23 protein-coding genes, 1 tRNA gene and 3 pseudogenes are annotated in these 22,758 nt (G+C 39.3%); 11 read left to right on the top strand and 16 right to left on the bottom strand.

From position 1 onward, the window contains the following. Positions 1-52: 52 nt before the first annotated feature. The 5 genes and pseudogenes from ACN076_RS06975 to nox form a co-directional block, all read right to left on the bottom strand. A pseudogene (locus tag ACN076_RS06975) lies at positions 53-1,509 on the bottom strand (IS1182 family transposase). A gap of 120 nt (positions 1,510-1,629) precedes the next feature. Next, on the bottom strand, positions 1,630-2,964 hold the full coding sequence (locus ACN076_RS06980) for an Nramp family divalent metal transporter (RefSeq protein ID WP_115253498.1): 1,335 nt from the start codon (positions 2,962-2,964) through the stop codon (positions 1,630-1,632). Between the two features lie 1,106 nt (positions 2,965-4,070). Further along, on the bottom strand, positions 4,071-4,658 hold the full coding sequence (pdxT, locus tag ACN076_RS06985; protein WP_420789685.1) for a pyridoxal 5'-phosphate synthase glutaminase subunit PdxT: 588 nt from the start codon (positions 4,656-4,658) through the stop codon (positions 4,071-4,073). Then, entirely contained in the window at positions 4,659-5,534 is an 876-nt protein-coding gene (gene pdxS, locus ACN076_RS06990) for a pyridoxal 5'-phosphate synthase lyase subunit PdxS (RefSeq protein ID WP_261071445.1), read from the bottom strand. It abuts the gene before it with no gap. Between the two features lie 152 nt (positions 5,535-5,686). Beyond that, the gene (gene nox, locus ACN076_RS06995; RefSeq protein ID WP_420789686.1) at positions 5,687-7,066 is read right to left on the bottom strand and encodes a H2O-forming NADH oxidase; all 1,380 of its coding nucleotides are present in this window, start codon (positions 7,064-7,066) and stop codon (positions 5,687-5,689) included. 306 nt (positions 7,067-7,372) lie between these two features. Here nox and ACN076_RS07000 point away from each other — a divergent pair, with 306 nt between their 5' ends. The 4 genes and pseudogenes from ACN076_RS07000 to ACN076_RS07015 form a co-directional block, all read left to right on the top strand. Beyond that, complete coding sequence (locus ACN076_RS07000; RefSeq protein ID WP_420789687.1) at positions 7,373-8,296, top strand: FAD:protein FMN transferase; 924 nt, start codon at positions 7,373-7,375, stop codon at positions 8,294-8,296. Positions 8,297-8,355: 59 nt separating this feature from the next. Further along, positions 8,356-8,961 (top strand): NADPH-dependent FMN reductase, encoded by a 606-nt coding sequence (locus ACN076_RS07005; protein WP_420789688.1) that lies wholly within the window; start codon positions 8,356-8,358, stop codon positions 8,959-8,961. An 18-nt stretch (positions 8,962-8,979) separates the two neighbouring features. Continuing rightward, entirely contained in the window at positions 8,980-10,218 is a 1,239-nt protein-coding gene (locus ACN076_RS07010) for an NAD(P)H-dependent oxidoreductase (protein WP_285300904.1), read from the top strand. Between the two features lie 46 nt (positions 10,219-10,264). Continuing rightward, positions 10,265-10,510: pseudogene (locus ACN076_RS07015) on the top strand (solute carrier family 23 protein); the annotation flags it as partial. A 246-nt stretch (positions 10,511-10,756) separates the two neighbouring features. Here ACN076_RS07015 and ffh read toward each other — a convergent pair. The 3 genes from ffh to ACN076_RS07030 form a co-directional block, all read right to left on the bottom strand. After that, entirely contained in the window at positions 10,757-12,328 is a 1,572-nt protein-coding gene (ffh, locus tag ACN076_RS07020; RefSeq protein WP_042751012.1) for a signal recognition particle protein, read from the bottom strand. Positions 12,329-12,339: 11 nt separating this feature from the next. Beyond that, the gene (locus ACN076_RS07025; RefSeq protein WP_000402066.1) at positions 12,340-12,672 is read right to left on the bottom strand and encodes a putative DNA-binding protein; all 333 of its coding nucleotides are present in this window, start codon (positions 12,670-12,672) and stop codon (positions 12,340-12,342) included. A 90-nt stretch (positions 12,673-12,762) separates the two neighbouring features. Next, the gene (locus ACN076_RS07030) at positions 12,763-13,140 is read right to left on the bottom strand and encodes a DUF1934 domain-containing protein (RefSeq protein WP_223330726.1); all 378 of its coding nucleotides are present in this window, start codon (positions 13,138-13,140) and stop codon (positions 12,763-12,765) included. 71 nt (positions 13,141-13,211) lie between these two features. Here ACN076_RS07030 and ACN076_RS07035 point away from each other — a divergent pair, with 71 nt between their 5' ends. Together ACN076_RS07035 and yidA are read left to right on the top strand one after the other, a co-directional pair. After that, entirely contained in the window at positions 13,212-14,516 is a 1,305-nt protein-coding gene (locus ACN076_RS07035; protein WP_420789689.1) for an HD domain-containing protein, read from the top strand. Positions 14,517-14,528: 12 nt separating this feature from the next. Further along, on the top strand, positions 14,529-15,335 hold the full coding sequence (gene yidA / locus ACN076_RS07040; RefSeq protein ID WP_420789690.1) for a sugar-phosphatase: 807 nt from the start codon (positions 14,529-14,531) through the stop codon (positions 15,333-15,335). Between the two features lie 49 nt (positions 15,336-15,384). Here the strand turns inward: yidA and ACN076_RS07045 are convergent. From ACN076_RS07045 to ACN076_RS07070, 6 genes are all read right to left on the bottom strand, one after another. Further along, positions 15,385-15,456: transfer RNA gene (locus ACN076_RS07045), tRNA-Arg, on the bottom strand. A 42-nt stretch (positions 15,457-15,498) separates the two neighbouring features. Next, positions 15,499-15,846 (bottom strand): 50S ribosomal protein L19, encoded by a 348-nt coding sequence (gene rplS, locus ACN076_RS07050; protein WP_001068669.1) that lies wholly within the window; start codon positions 15,844-15,846, stop codon positions 15,499-15,501. Between the two features lie 118 nt (positions 15,847-15,964). Then, the gene (gene crcB / locus ACN076_RS07055) at positions 15,965-16,294 is read right to left on the bottom strand and encodes a fluoride efflux transporter CrcB (protein WP_141230375.1); all 330 of its coding nucleotides are present in this window, start codon (positions 16,292-16,294) and stop codon (positions 15,965-15,967) included. Then, complete coding sequence (crcB, locus tag ACN076_RS07060; RefSeq protein ID WP_101782012.1) at positions 16,288-16,662, bottom strand: fluoride efflux transporter CrcB; 375 nt, start codon at positions 16,660-16,662, stop codon at positions 16,288-16,290. The genes crcB (ACN076_RS07055) and crcB (ACN076_RS07060) overlap by 7 nt, the downstream gene beginning before the upstream one ends. Then, positions 16,659-16,925 (bottom strand): chorismate mutase, encoded by a 267-nt coding sequence (locus ACN076_RS07065; protein WP_101782013.1) that lies wholly within the window; start codon positions 16,923-16,925, stop codon positions 16,659-16,661. Before ACN076_RS07065 ends, crcB (ACN076_RS07060) begins: the two co-directional genes overlap by 4 nt. Before the next feature lie 115 nt (positions 16,926-17,040). Continuing rightward, positions 17,041-17,484: a flavodoxin gene (locus ACN076_RS07070; RefSeq protein WP_001162128.1), complete on the bottom strand. Its 444-nt coding sequence runs from the start codon at positions 17,482-17,484 to the stop codon at positions 17,041-17,043. A gap of 103 nt (positions 17,485-17,587) precedes the next feature. On the opposite strand from ACN076_RS07070, the gene ACN076_RS07075 reads away from it, so the two are divergent. Continuing rightward, positions 17,588-18,523, top strand: coding sequence for a DHH family phosphoesterase (locus ACN076_RS07075; protein ID WP_420789691.1), 936 nt, complete (start codon positions 17,588-17,590; stop codon positions 18,521-18,523). A gap of 95 nt (positions 18,524-18,618) precedes the next feature. After that, positions 18,619-18,861, top strand: coding sequence for a type B 50S ribosomal protein L31 (locus tag ACN076_RS07080; RefSeq protein ID WP_000710764.1), 243 nt, complete (start codon positions 18,619-18,621; stop codon positions 18,859-18,861). An 82-nt stretch (positions 18,862-18,943) separates the two neighbouring features. Here the strand turns inward: ACN076_RS07080 and ACN076_RS07085 are convergent, their stop codons facing one another. Continuing rightward, entirely contained in the window at positions 18,944-20,200 is a 1,257-nt protein-coding gene (locus tag ACN076_RS07085) for an ISL3 family transposase (RefSeq protein ID WP_420789692.1), read from the bottom strand. A gap of 274 nt (positions 20,201-20,474) precedes the next feature. Between ACN076_RS07085 and ACN076_RS07090 the strand changes: the two genes are divergently transcribed. Together ACN076_RS07090 and ACN076_RS07095 are read left to right on the top strand one after the other, a co-directional pair. Next, positions 20,475-20,759 carry a type II toxin-antitoxin system RelB/DinJ family antitoxin gene (locus tag ACN076_RS07090; protein ID WP_023941319.1) on the top strand — a complete coding sequence of 95 codons (285 nt, stop codon included), beginning with the start codon at positions 20,475-20,477 and terminating at the stop codon, positions 20,757-20,759. After that, on the top strand, positions 20,749-21,108 hold the full coding sequence (locus tag ACN076_RS07095) for a type II toxin-antitoxin system RelE/ParE family toxin (RefSeq protein ID WP_101782016.1): 360 nt from the start codon (positions 20,749-20,751) through the stop codon (positions 21,106-21,108). Before ACN076_RS07090 ends, ACN076_RS07095 begins: the two co-directional genes overlap by 11 nt. 152 nt (positions 21,109-21,260) lie before the next feature. Here ACN076_RS07095 and ACN076_RS07100 read toward each other — a convergent pair. Next, a pseudogene (locus ACN076_RS07100) lies at positions 21,261-21,704 on the bottom strand (imelysin family protein); the annotation flags it as partial. A gap of 420 nt (positions 21,705-22,124) precedes the next feature. Here ACN076_RS07100 and ACN076_RS07105 point away from each other — a divergent pair. Then, positions 22,125-22,712, top strand: coding sequence for a recombinase family protein (locus tag ACN076_RS07105; protein WP_004256625.1), 588 nt, complete (start codon positions 22,125-22,127; stop codon positions 22,710-22,712). Positions 22,713-22,758 lie beyond the last annotated feature (46 nt).

The raw sequence follows: 22,758 nt of genomic DNA on the forward strand, positions 1-22,758 counted from the left end.
TTAATGAAATGAAAACCGAGGAATCTCTCGTTAATTTGAGCGAGTTCCTCGGTTATTTTGTATTTATTAAGGTCATAATTCGTTTCATATTGACCACGAAGATGGTTGTGGCTGCCTGTAACTCCATGCTGAAAAGACCCGATGCTCTCGCGACATCAAAGCCATGTCTCTGTTTTAGTTCGGCATTCTTTGCTTCGATTTTATAGCGATGTCTGGCCATTTCTTTAAAATAAGGTGTTTCCTGAAATTCTTCTGAAAAAGATGATCGTCACTCTTAATGGCTATTGAATAAGTTTTAGACTTTGCCCCCTCCTTATAACATCCTTCCTTGGAAAGGCAACTCTTGCACTTCTCAATGTCAAAGTAATGAGTGACAACTTGATTCTTATTTTGATGTTTTTTCCCTGTCCTTGCTTTGCGAACAGCCATGCGTCCTTCTGGACAGACAAATAGCCCTGCATCTTTATTAAATTCAAACGCATCCTCTTCTTTACGGTAACCTTTTGAAACAGAAGGATTCAGTTTTGAAACCAAATGAATCTTTTCTTTGCGAGCTAGTTGAATGTTGTCCTTTCCTGAATAAGCCGCATCACCAATAATAGTCTCGATGTCCAGACTATTTTCCTTTGTTTTGGCATATAATTCAGGTAAATATTTCCCATCGCTTTGTTCGCCAGAAGTGACCACACAAGCAGTAATAATCCGTTCATCCGTCATAGCGATATGACTTTTATATCCATAGAAAGAGCTGTCGGCTGTCTTATGTCCGAGCCTAGCCTCCTCCTTAACAGAAGCTTCCAAATGTTCTAAGTCGTCCTCGACAGCCTCTTTTAGGTAATTGAACTTTTGAGAAACAGCCGGTAAGGCTAAGAGTTCCTCGTGTTTTTCAACCACAGCCATTAACTCCTCTGTATAGGTCAACTCTGCTTCGAGGTTATCTTCCTGAGGTTTCTTTGGAAATTCTATTTTGATATCTTCTGAATGTTGATAAATTGTTTTACGTAAAGCTTTTGAACGCTCTCTAAGGATTTCTTGGGGTTTCTTATGATTATAATGAGATTTGGTGTGAGTGGCATCCACAATGAGGATTTTACTCTTAATCAAGTTATGTTCGAGTGCAATTTGAACAGACTTCTGAATCAATACATCAAGCAGTTTATCATCTTTAATTCTTAGCTTTCTAAATTTTGTCAGAGAGGATGGCTCGATAACAGAATCCTCAGGAGCCAGACCAAGAAAAAATTTAAAGGCCATATCTGACAAGGAACGTCCTACCACATCTACATCTGATAACTTATAAATATCTTTTAACAAGAGATATTTGAACATCATAATCGGTGAATAAGCTTTACGCCCAAAATCGGGACGATAATTCTTTTCTAGTTCATCATAAATAAAGCTAAAATCACAGAGTTCAGTTAGCTGACGTAAAAAGTGGGTTTTAGGAACCACGATATCATACAAACTAGAATAAGGACTGACATCCATAGTTAACTGATTATCAAGCATTATGTCACCTCATCTCTAGTATAACAAAAAAGCCATCAATTTGATGACTTTTTCAGTAGACTCAAGAAATCTTGGGTATCTTTTTTCTTATATGCTTGTTTTATAACTCGGGTGAATTTCTTAGAAAATATCAAATAACAATTTCACATTGAGAATTGTTAAGATAATGGAAACGATATAGCCAAGGATGGTATTCCATTTGGCATTGGTAAATTCTCCCATCAGTGATTTCTTAGAAGTTAGATAAATCAGTGGGAAGATTGAAAATGGAAGAGCAATCGAAAGAAAGACTTGTGAATAAACCAATAACTGATCCAATGTTTTTTCCTGATGACCAAACAGAACCGCTACAATCATGACAGGCAACAAAGCAAAGAGACGAGTTGCCAAACGAATGAACCATTGAGGTAATCTCATATGCAAGAAACCTTCCATAACGATTTGTCCAGTCAAGGTACCCGTAATTGTCGAATTTTGACCACTGGCTAATAAAGCCAAGGCAAACAAGGTTGATAAGGTCGAGCTAGCTATAGCTCCTGCAATAGTAGAATCCTGCAAGGCATTATACATTTGAGAGAAGGCAGAAATCTCAGATGCATGGCCGAAAAAGAGAGCCGCCCCGAGAATTAATAGAAGGGAGTTAACCACAAAGGCCAAGGATAATTGGAGATTTGAATCCCAGGTCATAAAGCGCACCGCTTTTCGAACATCATCCTTGTCCTTGTGATTGATTTTCCGAGTTTGAGACAAGGAAGAATGCAAATAGAGGTTATGAGGCATAACCGTCGCACCTACAATCCCCAGAGCTAAAGTTAATTGACTTTCATGACCTGGCAAAGGACTCTCAAATAAGGTCGAATTGGGTAAATAACCCTCAGCGATTCCTTGGAAACTTGGATTTGATAAAGCTACCAGATAAGTAAAGATTGCTAAAATCGTTAAAATCAGTGTTGTCACAATAGCTTCTATCTTCTTAAAGCCAAATTTCATCAAAAGCAATAAGAGAAAGACATCTAGAACCGTCAAAAGGATGGCTATCATAATCGGAATCTTAAAAAGAAGATTGAGAGCAATCGCTGAACCTAGAACTTCTGCCAGGTCTGTCGCCATCAAGGCCAACTCCAAAATCACCCATAAGCTATAACGAAGCCATTTGGGTGAATGATGACCCGTTGCTTGAGCCAAGTCCATTTGAGTTACAATTCCAAGCTTTCCTGACATCTGCTGAAGCTGCATAGCAATGAGTGATGAAATCAAGATGACAAATAAGAGACTGTACTTATAGGATGCACCTCCAACCACACTGGTTATCCAGTTTCCTGGATCCATATAACCAACTGCGACAAGGGCACCTGGACCCAAGAAGGCCTTTAAATTTTGCCAGAAATGATTGTTATTTGGAGTATCGATAGATTGATTAATCTCAGAGAGTGACACTTTTTTATGAGAAGACATAGATACTTACCTCTTTCTAAACCTACTTTTTCATTATTTTCTATTAGAGAAAAATAAGATTGACTTTAAACTATTAAAACAATGAAAACTATATGAAAAACATTTAGTTTTTTCATTATTTTTCTTAAGGCACCTTAATATTTTTCTTAAGGCACCTTAATTATAACAGAAAATATGATAAAAACTTAAGAAAATTCAGGACTTGATTTAATATTTAGGATACAACAAAATGTTGTATTCTTTTTTGCAAAGGAATACCAAAGACAAAAACAAAAAACGTTGTAAAATTCAACACCTGATATTATGCGTTTTCTGATTTTAAAGACTTTTTGCCTGACCCTTTTCACCTTGTTAAAACACCATTGATCTTAACTCATCACTTACCTCTTAAAAAATCTTTAGAATTGGCTTAATCCCCTTTATTGTATCGCGTTTGGAGTTTTTTAGGTATAACCTTCGACGCGCACCTTACGTAGGACGACAGACTCATAGCTTTATACATAATAGAACGAGTATCTCCATCTGTAGAGATACTCGTTTTTTGCTATTTTCAAAGTGTTCTTTTTGACCAATCCCATACATCATTTTTATAGTAAAATGAAACTAGAATAGTACATCGTGGATACTAAAACATTTCTAGAAATTAATTTGATTTCCCTAATCAAGTTGCACACATCTTATTTCAAACCACTATATATTCAATGAAAATCAAAGAGCAAACTAGGAAGCTAACCGCAGGTTGCTAAAAGTATAGCTTTGAGGTTGCAGATAAAACTGACGAAGTCAGCTCAAAACACTGTTTTGAGGTTGTGGATAGAACTGACGAAGTCAGTAACCATATCTACGATAAGGTGAAGCTGACGTGGTTTGAAGAGATTTTCTAAGAGTATTAAGGAGTATAGAATAGTATTTTAACTCCATCCTCTAAAGTGCTTTCAATAAAAGATACTTGAACACCATATTCAGCATATAAGCTGTATGCGCTAAGTCAAAACAATCATTCTTTTCTAATTTATCGTAAATAAATCTAAAATCACAGAATACTGTCAGATGACTTAAAAAATGATTCTTTGGAAAAAGCGAATCGAAGCTTGATTTATCAATTTTTATTCCACTATCTTTTTGTCACACATATTTATAAAGTACTGGTGCAAGCGCACATCATCAGTCAATTCTGGATGAAAAGAAGTTACCAGCATATTTTTTTCTTGGGCTGCAACGATTTGATTATCAACTCTTGCTAGAATTTCTACACCCTGTCCAACACTGCTGATAATTGGACCACGGATAAAGGTCATTGGAATCTGACCGACTCCCTTACATTCTGCTTCCGTGTAGAAACTTCCTAGTTGGCGCCCATAGGCATTGCGCTCGACCACCATATCCATAGTTCCAAGATGACTTTCTTCCTGAGAAGTAATTTCCTTAGCCAGCAATATCAAGCCTGCACAGGTTCCAAAGGCTGGTAAGCCAGATAGAATGGCTTCTCGAATGGGAATCAGCATGTCCTGGTCGCGTAAGAGTTTGCCCATGGTTGTAGACTCTCCTCCAGGTAAAATCAAACCTGACAAGTCACTCTGATGTTGCTGAAAATCCTCTAAATTTCTGATTTCAACACTCTCGACACCTAATTGATCCAACACTTTTGCATGTTCTGCAAAGGCACCTTGCAAGGCCAATATTCCAATTTTCATCTATTTCCCTCGCTCAGCCATGAGGATTTGGATTTCATTTTCATTGATACCAACCATGGCTTCCCCTAGATCTTCAGAGATTTGAGCTAGAATTTGAGGATTACGGAAGTTAGTTACCGCTTTGACAATGGCACTCGCTCGTTTAACAGGATCTCCTGACTTGAAAATACCTGAGCCGACAAAGACACCCTCTGCCCCTAATTGCATCATTAATGCCGCATCTGCTGGCGTTGCAACGCCTCCAGCCGCAAAGTTTACAACTGGCAATTTTCCATGCTCATGGACATATTGAACCAATTCTACAGGGACTTGCAATTCCTTGGCAGCAACATAAAGTTCGTCCTCACGTAGATTTTGAATGCGGCGAATTTCCTGATTCATCATACGCATATGGCGAACAGCTTGGACGATATCTCCTGTACCTGGTTCTCCTTTGGTACGAATCATAGAGGCACCCTCAGCAATACGTCGCAAGGCTTCACCCAAGTCCTTAGCCCCACAGACAAAAGGTACTTGGAATTCTTTCTTATCCACATGGAAACGATCGTCAGCTGGAGATAAAACTTCACTCTCATCGATATAGTCAATCTCAATAGCCTCTAAAATCTGAGCTTCAACAAAATGCCCGATTCTGACCTTGGCCATCACTGGGATGCTAACCGCTTCTTGGATTTCCTTGATCATCTTTGGATCACTCATACGAGAAACACCACCAGCTGCACGAATATCAGCTGGAATTCGCTCCAAGGCCATCACAGCTGTCGCACCAGCAGCCTCTGCAATACGGGCCTGTTCAGGATTTTGAACGTCCATGATAACCCCACCTTTAAGCATCTGTGCCAAGTTTTTATTTAGTTCATAACGATTTTCAGTCATTTGTTTTATCCTCATCATTTGTATTGGTAGCTACTATTTCATTTTAAGTCAGATTTGGAGGAATCACAAGATAAAAAAACCATAATTGTATGGGGACAAATCATCTAAAAAACTATCTGACCTTAACTTAAGGCCAGATAGTTCATCAAATTTTATTTTTCAGCTATAAGTGCAGCCATTGTGATGTAGTTGTAAGGTTTGTTGAAGTGTGGCAAGAAGAATAGGTCTGTCAATGCCAATTTATCGATTGTCACATGCTCTTGGATAGCAAGTGAGAACATGTGGATTCCCATGCTGATTGCAGAATCGTGTGAAACCATTTGTGCACCAAGAATTTCACGGCTATCTTTGTCAAAGACAATCTTAATTGCTACTTCATGGTTGTCATGTTTCATGAATTCTGGTTTTTGAAGATCGTTAAAACCTGTTTCAGTTGCGTTGTAACCAGCAGCTTTAGCTTTTTCAAGAGTCAAACCAGTTGAAACCATGTGAAGACCGTAGATTGAAATACCGTTTGAACCTTGCACACCGATTCCTTCCAATTCATGTCCACAAGCGTTGTAGGCACCAACGATACCAGTACGAACTGCATTTGAAGCAAGGGCGATGTAGCTTGTGTCTTTACGAGCGTTGTCATAAACAGTCGCACAGTCACCTACTGCGTAAACGCCTGGGATAGATGTTTCTTGTTTCTTGTCTACAAGGAAGGCACCGTTATGGAAGAGTTCAATCTTACCATCAGCAAGGGCTGTATTTGGACGGAAACCAACTGCAAGAACAACCATATCCACGTCGAAACTTTCTTTATCAGTAATCAAGCGTTCAACTTTACCGTCACCTTCGATTGCTTTAACAGTTTGACCAAGAGCCAAGCGGATGTTGTGATCTTCCAAGTTCTTCGCCATCATTTGTGTGAAGTCTTTATCATAGTAACCGTTCAATACAGTATCAACGATATCAACAAGGATAACTTCTTTTCCAAGACGTTCAAAGGCTTCAGCAAGTTCAACACCGATGTAACCACCACCAACAACGGCAATACGATTAAGGTGTTGGCTCTTGTCAGCCAATTTGTGAATCACCTCTTCAGCGTTTTGGTACAATTTAACGAATTGTACATTTTCAAGAGTTGCTTTAAATTCGCGGTTTCCTTTGACAATTTCAACACCTTCGATTGGTGGTAAGATTGGTGTAGAACCTGTAGCAAAAATCAATTTTTCGTATGATTCTTTGTGCTCTTTTCCTTCAACTTCTGCTGTAACTACTTTGTTATCATAGTCAATTGAAAGAACTGGTGAGTTCATGTAGACTTTAGCACCTTTAGCTTCCAATTTTTCTTTATCAGAATAGAACAAGCCTTCAGCACCGTCGATTTGTTCCCCGATCCAAAGGGCCATTCCACATCCTAGGAAAGAGATGTTAGAGTTTTGGTCAAATACAACGATTTCGTTTTCATTTCCAAAATTATCCAACATAGTATTAATACATGCTGTACCAGCGTGGTTAGCACCGACTACAACGATCTTACTCATAAAAAATTTCCTACCTTCATTCTAAATTTACCCTACTAGTATAACATTTACTGTTAGCGTTTACAAGAGTTTGGCTGATTTTTCCTATTTTTTTGTAAAAAATTGTAAATAATCTGTATCTTAACACGGATTCTTGCAATTTTTCTTCATTTCCTGAGCATATTTCTTGACATCTTTACAAATTTTATTTGTGAAAACGCTGACTTTATGGTATGCTAGTATCATGGAAAGAAAATGTAAGGGGTTCATTTTTCATAAATTTACTATATTTCAACCTTCTTTTCATAAGAGAAAGGAGTTGGTAGCTTGCCTCTTCGTTCACATTCTGAACGCCTAATGGGAACCACTATCACTATTTCATTAGTGGATGAGCGAGCAGATAGCTTGCTCCAAAAATCCTTTGATTTACTCAGAGAGCTCGAATACCGCTTCAATGCCAATAGCCAAGAATCTGAATTGATGGAAATCAATTATCAAGCAGGAATAGCTCCTGTCAAGGTTCATCCAGACCTGTTTGAACTGATTTCACTTGGGTTAGAGCATAGCCTAGCGCCCTCTAGCCATCTCAACATCAGCATTGGTCCCTTAATTCAAACCTGGCGTATCGGTTTTTCAGATGCCAAGGTCGCCCAACCTCAAGAAATTGAATCGGTACTCCCTCTAATCAATCCTCATTATATCGAGTTAGATTCTTCTACTTCTACTGTGTTTTTAAAACAGAAAGGAATGAAGATCGATCTAGGTTGTTTAGCCAAAGGATATAGTGCAGATAAGGTTGCCCAATTTCTGAGAGCAGAGGGAGTGACTTCTGCCTTGATTAATCTGGGAGGGAATATCCTGACCATTGGAAAAAATCAGGCAAGAGGAAATCAACCTTGGCAAATCGGGATTCAAGATCCAGCCAATCCGAGGGGAAATCACTTAATGACCATCCCTGTTGTCAATCAATCTGTCGTGACTTCAGGCATTTATGAACGTCACCTGACAGTCGATGGAAAAGATTACCATCACATTTTTGATAGCCAGACAGGATATCCTGTTGAAACAGAACTAGCGAGTCTAACAATCATATCTGATAAATCAGTTGATGGTGAAATCTGGACAACTCGACTCTTTGGAGAAAGACCTGCTTCTATCCTTTGGCAAGTAGAAAGTTTGGAGGGAATCGAAGCGATTCTGATTGATAAGGAAGGTCACCTAAGCTGTTCTTCAGGAATCCCTACTCTATAGAGACAACTGTTTCAATGGAGTTTTAAAATCGTATTATGTAAAAAGAGAAAGGAAATCTCATGTTAAAACTTATTGCTATTGTTGGAACAAATTCAAAACGTTCTACAAACCGTCAATTGCTTCAATACATGCAAAAACACTTTGCTGACAAAGCTGAAATTGAACTTGTTGAAATCAAGGATATCCCTGTCTTTAACAAGCCAGCTGACAAGCAAGTACCTGCTGAAATTCTGGAAATTGCTACTAAAATCGAAGAGGCAGATGGTGTTATTATCGGTACTCCTGAGTACGACCACTCTATCCCAGCTGTTTTGATGAGCGCTCTTGCTTGGTTGTCTTATGGTATTTACCCACTTTTGAACAAACCAATCATGATTACAGGTGCTTCTTACGGTACGCTTGGTTCATCACGCGCCCAAATGCAACTTCGCCAAATCTTGAATGCACCAGAAATCAAAGCAAGTGTCCTTCCAGATGAATTCTTGCTTTCACATTCTCTTCAAGCTTTTAACCCAAGTGGAGACCTAGTGGATCTTGATGTTATCAAAAAACTGGATGCTACTTTTGACGACTTCCGTATCTTTGTAAAAATTACAGAAAAATTGCGCAACGCACAAGCCCTACTTCGCAAAGATGCTGAAGACTTTGACTGGGAAAATTTGTAAGATAGGAGACCAAAAAGAATGAAATTTGTTGGACTTGTAGGATCAAACTACGATCAATCATATAACCGTAAACTCTTGGAATTCATCCGTCGTCACTTCAAACTCAAATTTGAATTAGAAGTCCTCGAAATTGATGAAGTTCCAATGTTCAACCAAGACGAAAAATGGGATGAAAGTTTCCAATTGCGTCTCTTGTATAACAGAATTACTCGTGCTGATGGTGTCATTATTGCTACTCCTGAGCACAACCACACAATCTCAGCTTCTCTAAAATCTGTTCTTGAATGGCTTTCATACGAAGTTCATCCATTTGAAAACAAACCAGTCATGATTGTGGGAGCTTCTTACTACGACCAAGGTACTTCTCGTGCCCAAGTTCACCTTCGTAAGATTCTTGACGCTCCAGGTGTTAATGCCTATACGCTTCCAGGAAATGAATTCCTTCTTGGTAAAGCCAAAGAAGCATTTGACGCAGAGGGCAATATCACAAATGAAGGAACTATTAATTTCCTTGAAACATGCTTGGACAACTTTGTAAAATATGTGGGAGTCGTTTCAAAATTGAAAAAACCAAAACCAATTGCACCAGAAGATTTATATTGTACAAATTCAATTGCAACTACCATTCAAGGTGTTGATCCAGACGATCCTGAATGGGTAGAAAAAGCTGCTGAACTTGTTGGAGCTGTTTCTGGAGATACTTACGTTAAATTAGACCATGGTATCTTGACAGTTAACCAAATTGACATGTTCTTGAAAGCAATGCCATTTGAGTTGACATTTGCAGATGATAATAACCAGTTCTTGTACTTTAATAACGCACACCAAGATCCAAATACAATGTTTGGTAAACGTGTACGTGCTCAATCAGGAAACCGTTTAGGAACTGTACACGGTTCATTACCAGATTCTAGAATGAAAAATGTTGAATGGGTTGTCGGCGTATTGCGTAACGGAGACCAAGAATATGTCCGTACAATTGTTCCAGGAACACCAGAAGGCGTTATTAATACCCATAATTACCAAGCAATGTACTATCCAGATGGTTCATATGCTGGAATCAATGAAATCATCTTTAATTTCCAACCATGGCTTGACTGGTACCTCAATACAACTGGTCAACGTCTAGTTGGTGGAAATGCTGCAGCTCCTGCTGGAGGACACGGTGGCGCAGATGCCACATCTGGAGCTTCTGATTCAGGTGATGCTGGAGGCCACGGTGGTGGCGCAGACGCTACATCTGGAGCAAGTAATTAATAATTTTAGGAACCGTTATGGTTCCTTTTTTAGTGACTCTTTATCAACTGTTCTTGGTGGTATGTCAACCCTTCTCTATGGAGTTATCGCCAGCAACGGTTTGAAAGTCTTGATTAAAGAACGTGTTGATTTTGCTCAAATGCGTAACCTCATCATCGCAAGTGCTATGTTGGTCCTTGGACTTGGAGGAGCTATCCTTAAACTTGGTCCAGTTACCCTTTCAGGTACTGCCCTATCAGCCATGACAGGAATCATCTTGAACTTGATCTTGCCATACGAAAATAAAGACTAATACTCTTCGAAAATCTCTTCAAACCACGTCAACGTCTCCTTGTCGTAGATATGGTTACTGACTTCGTCAGTTCTATCCACAACCTCAAAACAGTGTTTTGAGCAACCTGCGGCTAGTTTCCTAGTTTGCTCTTTAATTTTCATTGAGTATAAGAGTCTAAACACATCAAAAACGAGCATTTCCAATTACGGAAGTGCTCATTTTTCTTCTTTCTAAAAAAGGAAAGCCCTGCGGCCTTCCCTTGTCTTACTTACGTTTCTTCTTTGCTTTCTTCATTTTATTCGCCATGCGTTTCATAGACTGTTTCATGGCAAATTCACCGATTTTACCTTTGAGTCCTCCACCAAACATCTGGCTCATATCTGGCATTCCTGCTCCTCCAAGAGCTGACAGGTCAGGCATACCACCTTGTCCCATCATGCCTTCAAGGGCAGACATATCCATTCCTCCCATATTTGGCATATTTTTAGGAAGGTTATTTGGATTGATTCCCATTTGCTTCATCATTTTGTTCATATCCCCAGACATGACACCCTGCATGAGCTGTTTAGCCTGGTTAAAGTCCTTGATGAATTTATTGACTTCGACAAATGTATTTCCAGAACCAGCAGCGATACGACGGCGACGGCTTGGATTTAACAAATCTGGGTTTTCACGTTCTTCAGGTGTCATGGAAGACACAATGGCACGTTTACGAGCAATCTGACGCTCATCTACCTTCATGTTTTGAAGGGCTGGGTTGTTAGCCATACCTGGAATCATCTTGAGCAAGTCTTCCATTGGACCCATGTTTTGCACCTGATCCAACTGATCAATGAAATCATTGAAATCAAAGGTGTTTTCACGCATCTTCTCAGCCATTTCAAGGGCTTTTTGCTCATCGTATTCTTGAGAAGCTTTCTCAATCAAAGTGAGCATATCCCCCATACCAAGGATACGGCTAGACATGCGATCTGGGTGGAAGGTTTCAATGTCCGTAATCTTTTCACCTGTACCAGTGAACTTGATTGGTTTTCCAGTAATGTGACGAACAGATAGAGCCGCACCACCACGAGTATCCCCATCAATCTTGGTAAGGATAACCCCAGTTACTTCTAACTGAGCATTAAACTCACGCGCAACATTGGCCGCTTCTTGACCAATCATGGCATCAACGACGAGCAGAATTTCATTTGGTTGAGCCAATGCTTTTACGTCACGAAGTTCATTCATCAAAAGCTCATCAATCTGCAAACGACCTGCCGTATCAATCAAGACATAGTCGTTATGATTGGCTTGGGCTTGTTCCAAACCTTGACGAACAATCTCAACAGCTGGAACCTCTGTCCCAAGAGCGAAAACCGGCACATCAATCTGTTGTCCCAAGGTCTTAAGTTGGTCAATGGCTGCTGGACGATAGATATCCGCCGCAATCATCAAAGGACGAGCATTTTCTTCCTTCTTGAGTTTGTTGGCCAATTTACCGGCAAAGGTTGTTTTACCAGCCCCCTGCAAACCGACCATCATGATGATTGTAGGAATCTTAGGTGACTTGATAATTTCTGCCGTATCAGAACCTAAAACGGTTGTCAGTTCCTCATCAACGATTTTAATAATTTGTTGCGCAGGATTAAGGGTATCAATGACCTCATGCCCGACTGCACGCTCACGAACTTTCTTGATAAAGTCCTTTACAACAGGCAAGGCAACGTCGGCCTCAAGCAAGGCCAAGCGAATTTCTTTGGTTGCCTCTTGGACATCAGATTCAGAGATTTTTCCTTTTTTACGTAAATTTTTAAAGACGTTCTGCAAACGTTCTGTTAAACTTTCAAATGCCATTTTTCTTCCTCTTATTCTCTATTATCAATGCTTGTTAAAATTTCTATCTGCTCCTGCAGAAAGTCATCCTTGGGATAGCGCTCCAAAATCTGGTCAAAAATTTGACTGCGGACAATGTAGTCCGAGTACATGTGCAATTTCATCTCATAATCTTCCAGAATCTTTTCCGTCCGCTTGATATTATCATAGACAGCCTGACGACTGACACCGAACTCCTCGGCAATTTCAGCAAGGCTGTAATCATCAGCGTAGTAGAGCTCGATATAATTCATTTGCTTATCTGTCAAAAGCGCCGCATAAAATTCAAAGAGCGCATTCATACGATTGGTTTTTTCAATTTCCATAACTTTTATTATACCAAAAATTAGCCTAATCTACCACATTAGCAGGCTAATCCGAGAAGATAGCCAGGTAAATTTGAAAAAGACATGAGCCTAGCCCCAAGTAATTTCCAATTGATAGCTGGCAAAGGGATGTCCCTCTTGATTTTGTAGTTGATAATCTAGCTCAATCTTTTGCCCATCAACTTGATAATGAGTCGTTTGGATGATAAACTCCTGCATGCCCATAGGTGTGGGAATATAGGCTAAACTATCACTATCCTTTAAAAAGCGCATAATGGTCTTGGGATTGGAAAAACGGCTCATCACAAGTTCTTGACCATGAAATTTAATAACCACTTTTTCCTTTTCCTCATTATAGAAAAGCAGGTAGCTATAATCTCCTTTTTCATGCACTTCCACGTCATAAAGCTGGTCAATCACTTCCAACTGCTCATCAAACTGAATCGTATTTCGCATCCGAATCTTCACATCAAGTCCTCTTTCTTGTCTCTTGTCCTACTATTTTACCAAAAACTCTAGCTTTTTGCTATAATGGTCATATGAACGAAAAAGTATTCCGTGACCCAGTTCACAACTACATCCATGTTAATAATCAAATCATCTATGACTTGATCAATACAAAAGAATTTCAGCGTTTACGCCGGATTAAGCAACTGGGAACTTCCAGTTATACCTTCCACGGTGGCGAGCACAGCCGCTTCTCTCACTGTCTAGGAGTCTATGAAATTGCACGACGCATCACAGAGATTTTCGAAGAAAAATATCCTGAGGAATGGAATCCTGCCGAGTCTCTCTTGACAATGACCGCTGCTCTTTTACACGACCTTGGGCATGGTGCCTACTCCCATACTTTTGAACATCTCTTTGATACAGACCATGAGGCCATTACTCAGGAGATTATCCAAAGTCCTGAAACGGAGATTCACCAAGTCCTGCTACAAGTGGCGCCAGATTTTCCAGAAAAGGTTGCTAGTGTCATCGACCATACCTATCCTAACAAGCAGGTCGTGCAACTCATTTCTAGTCAGATTGATGCAGATCGCATGGACTATCTCTTGCGCGACTCCTATTTTACAGGAGCATCCTATGGGGAATTTGACCTGACTCGCATCCTCCGAGTCATTCGTCCTGTCGAAAATGGCATCGCCTTTCAGCGCAATGGCATGCACGCCATCGAAGACTACGTCCTCAGTCGCTACCAGATGTATATGCAGGTCTATTTCCACCCAGCAACACGGGCCATGGAAGTTCTCCTGCAGAATCTCCTCAAACGCGCCAAGGAACTTTATCCAGAAGATAAGGACTTCTTTGCACGAACATCTCCACATCTCCTGCCTTTCTTTGAAAAAAATGTGACCTTGTCTGACTATCTAGCTCTGGATGATGGTGTGATGAATACCTATTTCCAACTCTGGATGACCAGTCCTGACAAGATTTTAGCAGACTTATCACAGCGCTTTGTCAACCGCAAGGTCTTTAAGTCCATTACCTTTTCACAAGAAGATCAAGACCAACTCTCCAGCATGAGAAAATTGGTTGAGGACATTGGCTTTGATCCCGACTACTATACTGCCATTCATAAGAACTTTGACCTCCCTTATGATATCTATCGTCCCGAATCTGAAAATCCGAGGACACAGATTGAGATTTTACAAAAAAATGGAGAACTAGCCGAACTCTCTAGCCTGTCTCCTATCGTCCAATCCCTTGCTGGCAGTCGCCACGGAGATAATCGTTTCTATTTTCCAAAAGAAATGTTGGACCAAAACAGTATCTTCGCTAGCATCACCCAGCAATTTTTACACTTGATTGAGAACGATCATTTTACCCCAAATAAAAACTAGAAGAGGAAATTTATGAGTATTAAACTAATCGCCGTCGATATCGACGGAACCCTAGTCAACAGCCAAAAGGAGATCACTCCTGAAGTCTTTTCTGCCATCCAAGATGCCAAAGAATCTGGTGTCAAAGTCGTCATTGCAACTGGCCGCCCTATTGCAGGTGTTGCCAAACTTCTGGACGACTTGCAGTTGAGAGATGAAGGTGACTATGTCGTAACCTTCAACGGTGCCCTTGTCCAAGAAACTGCTACAGGTCATGAGATTATTAGCGAATCCTTGACCTATGAGGATTATCTGGATATGGAATTCCTCAGTCGCAAGCTCGGTGTTCACATGCACGCTATTACCAAGGATGGTATCTATACTGCCAATCGCAATATCGGAAAATATACAGTGCACGAATCAACCCTCGTCAGCATGCCTATTTTCTACCGCACTCCTGAAGAAATGGCTGGCAAGGAAATTGTCAAATGTATGTTCATCGATGAAGCAGAGATTCTGGATGCTGCCATTGAAAAGATACCAGCGGAATTTTACGAACGCTACTCTATCAACAAGTCTGCTCCTTTCTACCTCGAACTCCTTAAAAAGAATGTAGATAAGGGGTCAGCTATTACCCACCTAGCTGAAAAACTAGGATTGACCAAAGATCAAACCATGGCTATCGGTGACGAAGAAAATGACCGTGCCATGCTGGAAGTCGTTGGTAACCCTGTTGTCATGGAAAACGGAAATCCAGAAATCAAAAAAATCGCCAAATACATCACCAAATCTAACGATGAATCCGGCGTTGCCCATGCCATCCGTACATGGGTGCTGTAAAAGGGAAAACGAAAACCGCTCGGCTGAGCGGTTTTTAATGTCTAATTACTGCCCCCTGCAGGAATCGAACCTGCAACTACTCCTTAGGAGGGAGTTGTTATATCCATTGAACTAAGGGAGCTAGATAAAAACTCTGCTAAATGAGCAGAGTTTTTTAGTCGAATTAACGACGGATTTCTTTGATACGAGCTGCTTTACCTTGAAGAGCACGCAAGTAGTACAATTTCGCACGACGTACTTTACCGTAACGTACAACTTCGATTTTTTCAACACGTGGAGTGTGGATTGGGAAGATACGCTCAACACCTACACCGTTAGAGATTTTACGAACTGTGTAGTTTTCAGAAATGCCAGCACCTTTACGTGCGATAACAACACCTTCAAAAATCTGGATACGTTCACGGTTACCTTCGACAACTTTCGCGTGTACACGAACAGTGTCACCAGGACGGAATGATGGGATATCTGTACGAAGTTGACCTTCAGTCAAGCTTTGGATTAATGGATTCATTTTATTCTCCTATCTTTGTCAATCTTGAGGAACCTTCCTCAGCGGATAAACTGTATTTTTGTGCGTCCATTACACACAAGATACAGTTTACCAAATTTCCACAAAAAAGTAAAGAAATTTATAGCAGAATTCCTAAAAAAATCGCAACTAAACCACCTAGGTAGGTTAAGGCTAGGTAGCTATAAAATACCTTCTTATCACTTAACAGTCTTTGGAGTTCGTCATTCAAGGTCGAAAAAGTCGTTAAACCGCCACAAAATCCTGTTGCTAGAATAGCATAAACTTCCTTAGATTCCACATGATTGTAGAATAATCCAATTAAAAAACAACCCAAAAGATTGGCTATAAGCGTTCCGAGGGGCAATTTAGATGCTTGATTATAGCGGGAAAAGAAATACCGTACGAGCGCTCCTAAGCCACAAGCAATTGCAAGATAGACGATTACCATTTCTTCCTCCCCAAATAGTAAGCCAAGAGCAGGCCTCCACCCACGCTTAAAATGAGATACAATACTAAGCTAACATTGCGCCCTATATCAAGTAGTTTCACAGCATCAAGCATTAGACTAGAAAAGGTTGTTAAACCTCCGCAAAAACCTGTACCTAGTGCTAAAACCAAGCCCTTACTAGTCCCCTTATAGACCAGATAACCCTTGACAAGATAAACCAGGCAGAAAATTCCCAGATAGTTGACAAAGAGAGTGCCCCAAGGAAAATCTGGACTGGCTGGTAACCAAGTGGAAACTCGATAGCGCACAAGTCCGCCCACCATGGCAGCTAGAAAAATTCCTAGCGGATAAAATTGTTCTTTTTTCATTTGATGTTTTGATCCTGATAATCACGCGAACGTTTGAGTATGTCCGAAAAAGTCGCTACAATAGTCTCCTGATAGCGCTTATCTCCTACACGACTTCTAACCTTTTCAAAGATAATTGATTCTCTCTTGGTATCTAAAATCGGTTTACCTGATGCTTTCTTATAAGCAACTACCCCCTCAACCAAATGCATTCGTTCTTCTAGAAGTTTAACAATTTGGTCGTCGATTTGATCAATTTCTTGGCGAATAATATCTAAATCCATACAGTCTCCTCCTTTATTTGAATTATTGTATCAAAAAGCCACCAAATAGGCTAGTAAAATCCCAACTCACGATAAGAAAAATGCACTGATTGATTACATCAGCGCACTTTTGTGCTTATCCTACTTTAGCAGCCAATTCTTCTGCGAATTGTTCTAAGCGTTCAATATCTTCTTCCTCGGCGGATAGGTCAACTTTGACGCATTCTGAGCCTTTTTCTGCTCCTGTCGAAACAAAAACACGGTCAAAGTCATCAACAGCCTTACAGAATTCATCGTAGAAGGTATCTCCTGAGCCGACCACTCCGTAGATTTTGCCATTCAAGTTGAGATCTGCTAGGTCTTCGTAGAAGTCCATCATCTCATCTGGCAATTCTCCATCACCATAAGTATAGGTCGCAACGATAGCAATGTCTGCTTCCAAGAAGTCTGAAGCGTCAACAGTTGTACATTCATCAACATCGACATCCAAGCCCAAGTCACGTAATTTGTCTGCTACAATATCTGCAATTTCTTCGGTATTACCGGTCATACTGGCAAATACAATTTTTGCTAATGCCATATCGTCCTCCTCAATTTATCTTTCTCCATTATATCACATCTTTTTCATTTTAAAAATAAAAATTCTTGTGCTACAATGAAATGAGAAAGAATTGAGGTTATTTATGGACATTTGCCATCAAATTTTAGAAAAAATCAAAGAATACGACACGATTATCATTCATCGTCATATGAAACCAGACCCTGATGCCTTGGGAAGTCAGGTTGGATTGAAAGTTCTTCTCAAACATCATTTCCCAGAAAAAACTATCAAAGCAGTTGGTTTTGATGAACCAACTCTTACTTGGATGGCTGAAATGGATTCTGTTGAAGACAGTGCTTACCAAGGTGCCCTTGTCATCGTTTGTGATACGGCGAATACTGCTCGTATCGATGATAAGCGCTATCGTCAAGGTGATTTTCTCATTAAGATTGACCACCATCCAAATGATGATGTATACGGTGACCTATCATGGGTGGATACTAGTTCAAGCAGTGCTAGCGAGATGATTACCCTATTTGCCCAAACAACCCAACTGGCATTGTCAGATCGCGCTGCTGAGTTACTCTTTGCAGGAATTGTCGGTGATACAGGTCGTTTCCTCTATCCTTCTACAACTGCACGGACTCTTCGCCTTGCTGCTTGTCTGAGAGAACATAACTTTGACTTTGCGGCTCTCACTCGCAAAATGGATACTATGAGCTACAAAATTGCTAAACTTCAAGGCTACATCTACGACCATCTGGAAGTGGATGAAAATGGTGCAGCGCGCGTTATCCTGAGTCAAGAAGTCTTGAAACAATTCAATGTTACCGATGCTGAAACTGTGGCTATTGTGGGAGCTCCTGGACGTATTGATAGTGTGAGTCTCTGGGGAATTTTTGTAGAACAGGCTGATGGCCACTACCGTGTTCGCTTACGCAGTAAAATCCATCCTATCAATGAAATTGCCAAAGAACATGATGGTGGAGGCCACCCTCTAGCAAGTGGTGCTAATTCCTATAGCCTAGAGGAAAACGAAATCATCTACCAAAAGTTAAAAAACTTGCTTAAAAACTGATAAAATACTTGCCAAACTTTTCAGAATCTGATAGACTAGTATAGTAACAATCTATGGCTCGCAAAGAGACCATGGCAGAAAGGAAATATTGCAAAATGAAAAAAGATATCCATCCAGAATATCGCCCAGTTGTCTTCATGGACACAACTACTGGTTACCAATTCCTTAGCGGTTCAACAAAACGCTCTAACGAAACAGTTGAGTTCGAAGGCGAAACTTACCCATTGATCCGTGTGGAAATTTCATCAGACTCACACCCATTCTACACTGGACGTCAAAAGTTCACTCAAGCAGATGGACGTGTGGATCGTTTCAACAAAAAATACGGTCTCAAATAATGATAAAAAGACAGCTTCGGCTGTTCTTTTTTTGTTTCTTGAAATTAAGGCTCTTTGTCAACTGTAGTGGGTTGAAGAAAAGCTAATATCTAGAAAGGACAAATCTCGTCCTTTCTTTTTTGATGTTCAGAGCGATAAAAATCCGTTTTTTGAAATTTTCAAAGTTCCGAAAACCAAAGGCATTGCGTTTGATAAGTTTGATGAGATTATTGGTTGCTTCTAATTTGGCGTTAGAATAGTGTAGTTGAAGGGCGTTGACGATTTTCTCTTTGTCCTTTAGAAAGGTTTTAAAGACAGTCTGAAAAAGAGGATGAACCTGCTTTAGATTGTCCTCAATAAGTCCGAAGAATTTGTCAGGTTCCTTGTTCTGAAAGTGAAAAAGCAAGAGTTGATAGAACTTGTAGTGGTGTTTCAAGTCTTCTGAATAGCTCAAAATCTTGTCTAGAATCTCTTTATTCGTTAAGTGCATACGAAAAGTAGGGCGATAAAATCGTTTATCACTCAGTTTACGACTATCCTGTTGAATGAGTTTCCAGTAGCGTTTGATGGCCTTGTATTCATGGGATTTTCGCTCAAATTGATTCATGATTTGGACACGGACACGACTCATAGCACGGCTTAGATGTTGGACAATGTGAAAGCGGTCAAGAACGATTTTAGCGTTAGGAAAAAGTTTACTGGCAATATCGTAGTAAGGGCTAAACATATCCATCGTAATGATTTTCACCTGACAACGAACAGCTCGCTCGTAGCGCAGAAAGTGATTTCGGATGATAGCCTGTGTTCTGCCTTCAAGAACAGTGATAATGTTGAGCTTGTCAAAATCTTGTGCAATAAAGCTCATCTTTCCCTTTGTAAAAGCGTACTCGTCCCAGGACATAATCTCAGGGAGGTAAGAAAAATCAGACTTAAAACGGAAGTCATTGAGCTTACGAATGACAGTTGAAGTTGAAATAGCCAGCTGATGAGCAATATCGGTCATAGAAGTCTTTTCAATCAGCTTTTGCGCAATCTTTTGGTTGATGATACGAGGAATTTGATGATTCTTCTTGACGAGTGAGGTCTCGGCGACCATCATTTTCGAGCAATGATAGCACTTGAATCGACGCTTTTTCAGGAGGATTCTAGTAGGCATACCAGTCGTTTCGAGGTAAGGAATTTTCGACGGTTTTTGAAAGTCATATTTCTTCATTTGATGTCCACAATCAGGACAAGATGGGGCATTGTAATCCAGTTTAGCGATGATTTCCTTAAGTGTATCCTTATTGATGATGTCTAGAATCTGGATATTTGGGTCTTTGATATCGAGTAGTTTTGTGATAAAATGTAATTGTTCCATATGAATCTTTCTAATGAGTTGTTTAGTCGCTTTTCATTATAGGTCATATGGGACTTTTTTTCTACACAAAAATAGGCTCCATAAGATTCATAGGGGATTTACCCACTACAAATATTATAGAGCCGAAATTAACTGCTGTTTTCATATTCCAGACTCAAAAAAACTTTGCACTCTAGCTAGCCACACGATGGTTTCTAGAGAACAAAGTTTTTTCTTGCCTAAAAAGTATAAAAGATATATACTAGCTATATATAGTATAGATTGGAGATATACCATGACGACATCACTTACTAAGCAATACAATTTTAAAATCAACGAGTCATCAATGGAACAAGCTAGAGCTATCATCAAGGAAAAAGGAATGACTATGACGGATGCTATTAGTCTTTTTATCGAGCAGATTGTTCTCGAACAGGATTTGCCAATAAAAACTGCAGAAGATTTACACCGTGAACGATTGATTCAAGAACTACAAGCCCAATCTGAACGTGCCTTAAGAGAATATGAATCCGGACAAGGAACTTCCCTAGATGATATGAGGCTACGATATGACTTATAAAGTGATTCTATCTACTGAAGTGAGTCAAGCAATTGACAGTATCCATAACTACATCAGCACTGTTCTTTTATCACCCCAGTCAGCTAAAAATACTGTGGCCAAAATTTTAGACGGCTTAAAAAGTTTAAATACCTTTCCTGAAGCTGGCTTTGATGCAGATGAAAAAATAGGACTAAAAATCAATAGTAAGTACCCCACACGAGGAAAAATTATCGGGCAATATATCTTGCTTTACTTTATCGATCAAACTCAAAGAACTGTTTTTCTTTCCCACTTATTCCACACCAAAAGCGACTATGTTACCTTGCTACAAAGCAAAAATAATAAAAACTCAAAATCATCATTTTGATGTCAACTGCTCCCTTAATAGCCTTGTGATTATAAAGAATACAGTCTTCATTTTAACTAGAAAATAAAAAAACTTTGCACTCTAGCTAGCCACACGATGGTTTCTAGAGTACAAAGTTTTTTATTAGACAAATCTTATTCTTCCTTATCTTGATTTTCAGTTCCTTTAGTGGTATTGTCTTCCCAAAGGATACGCTCGATACGGTGGAATCCTGACCAACCTTCTTCTGTCTTGTTTTCGTCCATATAGTCTGCCAAACGGAAGTCAATTTTGACATCTGACTCACCAAAACTTTCGGCAATCGGTTCTGAACGCTCATAAGACATACGAATCAGTGTATAAACCTTCTTAGCTTCTTCTAACTTACCTTCTTTCAACAGTTTGACAAAGCCTTCCGTATCTGTCAAGAGTTTATCGATTTGCTCTTACACAAAAGTCTTATAGTCAGCAGTGGCCTTATCAAGCATTTTTTGCTTATCTTCAGACAATGCTGTCACCTTAGATGAATCGGTTGTATCTGCTGATTTTTCAAACCTAACAGCACAAGCTGTCAATAGCAAGGCTGAAGATAAAAGGACAAAACCTAGTTTTTTCATTGTATACTCCTATCGATTCAGGAAACCTGAATTAATTTTACGTTTCATTATACCATGTTTTCACTCATCTTTCATTAAATTTTCAGAAAATTTAATGTTGGAGGATTTATACTAACAATAGACTTTTAACCTCAAAATTGATAAAATAAGAAAGAAAATAAGATAAAAGGAAACTGTAAATCAACATGATGAACATGCAAAAATTGAACATACTGTTTTTAATTTTTGTAAACATCAAAAAGGTTGGTTTAAAAGGATTTTAAGCCCTTAAGATTTTTTATCCAACACTACTATTCACGCATCCAAGACAAAATCTTGGCAAAAAAATACAGTAGCAAAGAGTACAACAAACTACCACTCATTATGGGCGGTAGTTTTCTTTTCGTCTAAAATAGAGATAAAAAGATAGGTGGTAGCCTTATGCGTTACGGTTATGTTCGAGTATCTACAAGAGAACAAAATATCGATAGACAATTTTCAGCCTTGGTAGAAAATAAATTAGCAAAAGAAAATATTTTTATTGATTATGTTTCAGGAAAGGATTTTGACAGAATAGAATATCAAAAATTATTAACTACCTTGAAAGAGAATGATGAATTAGTTATTAAATCAATTGATAGATTGGGAAGAAACTATGATGAAATTTTAGAACAATGGCAATCAATTACTAAGAAAAAGAAAGTAAATATAACTGTTTTAGATTTCCCCTTATTAAACACAAAGAATAGCGATGACAATATCACAGGAAAACTAATATCTGACATCGTTTTGCAAGTTCTATCTTATGTGGCACAGTTTGAAAGAGAACAAATCAAACAAAGACAAATGGAAGGAATACGAGAAGCAAAGAAAAAAGGGAAAAAATTCGGTAGACCAAAATTGCTTGCCCCGGATAATCTCCCTGATGTAATAGCTCAATATACGAAAAAAGAAATAACCTTACGAGAAGGTGCAGACATCTTAGGAGTATCAAAAAGCACCTTTCATAATTGGATAAAAAATTCATAGTTCCTGTCAAAAAAACTAGGATTTTTTGGACAGGAAATACACTTTA

The organism is Streptococcus sp. K0074 (genome assembly GCF_048843365.1).
Taxonomy (GTDB): Bacteria; Bacillota; Bacilli; order Lactobacillales; family Streptococcaceae; genus Streptococcus; species Streptococcus mitis_BM.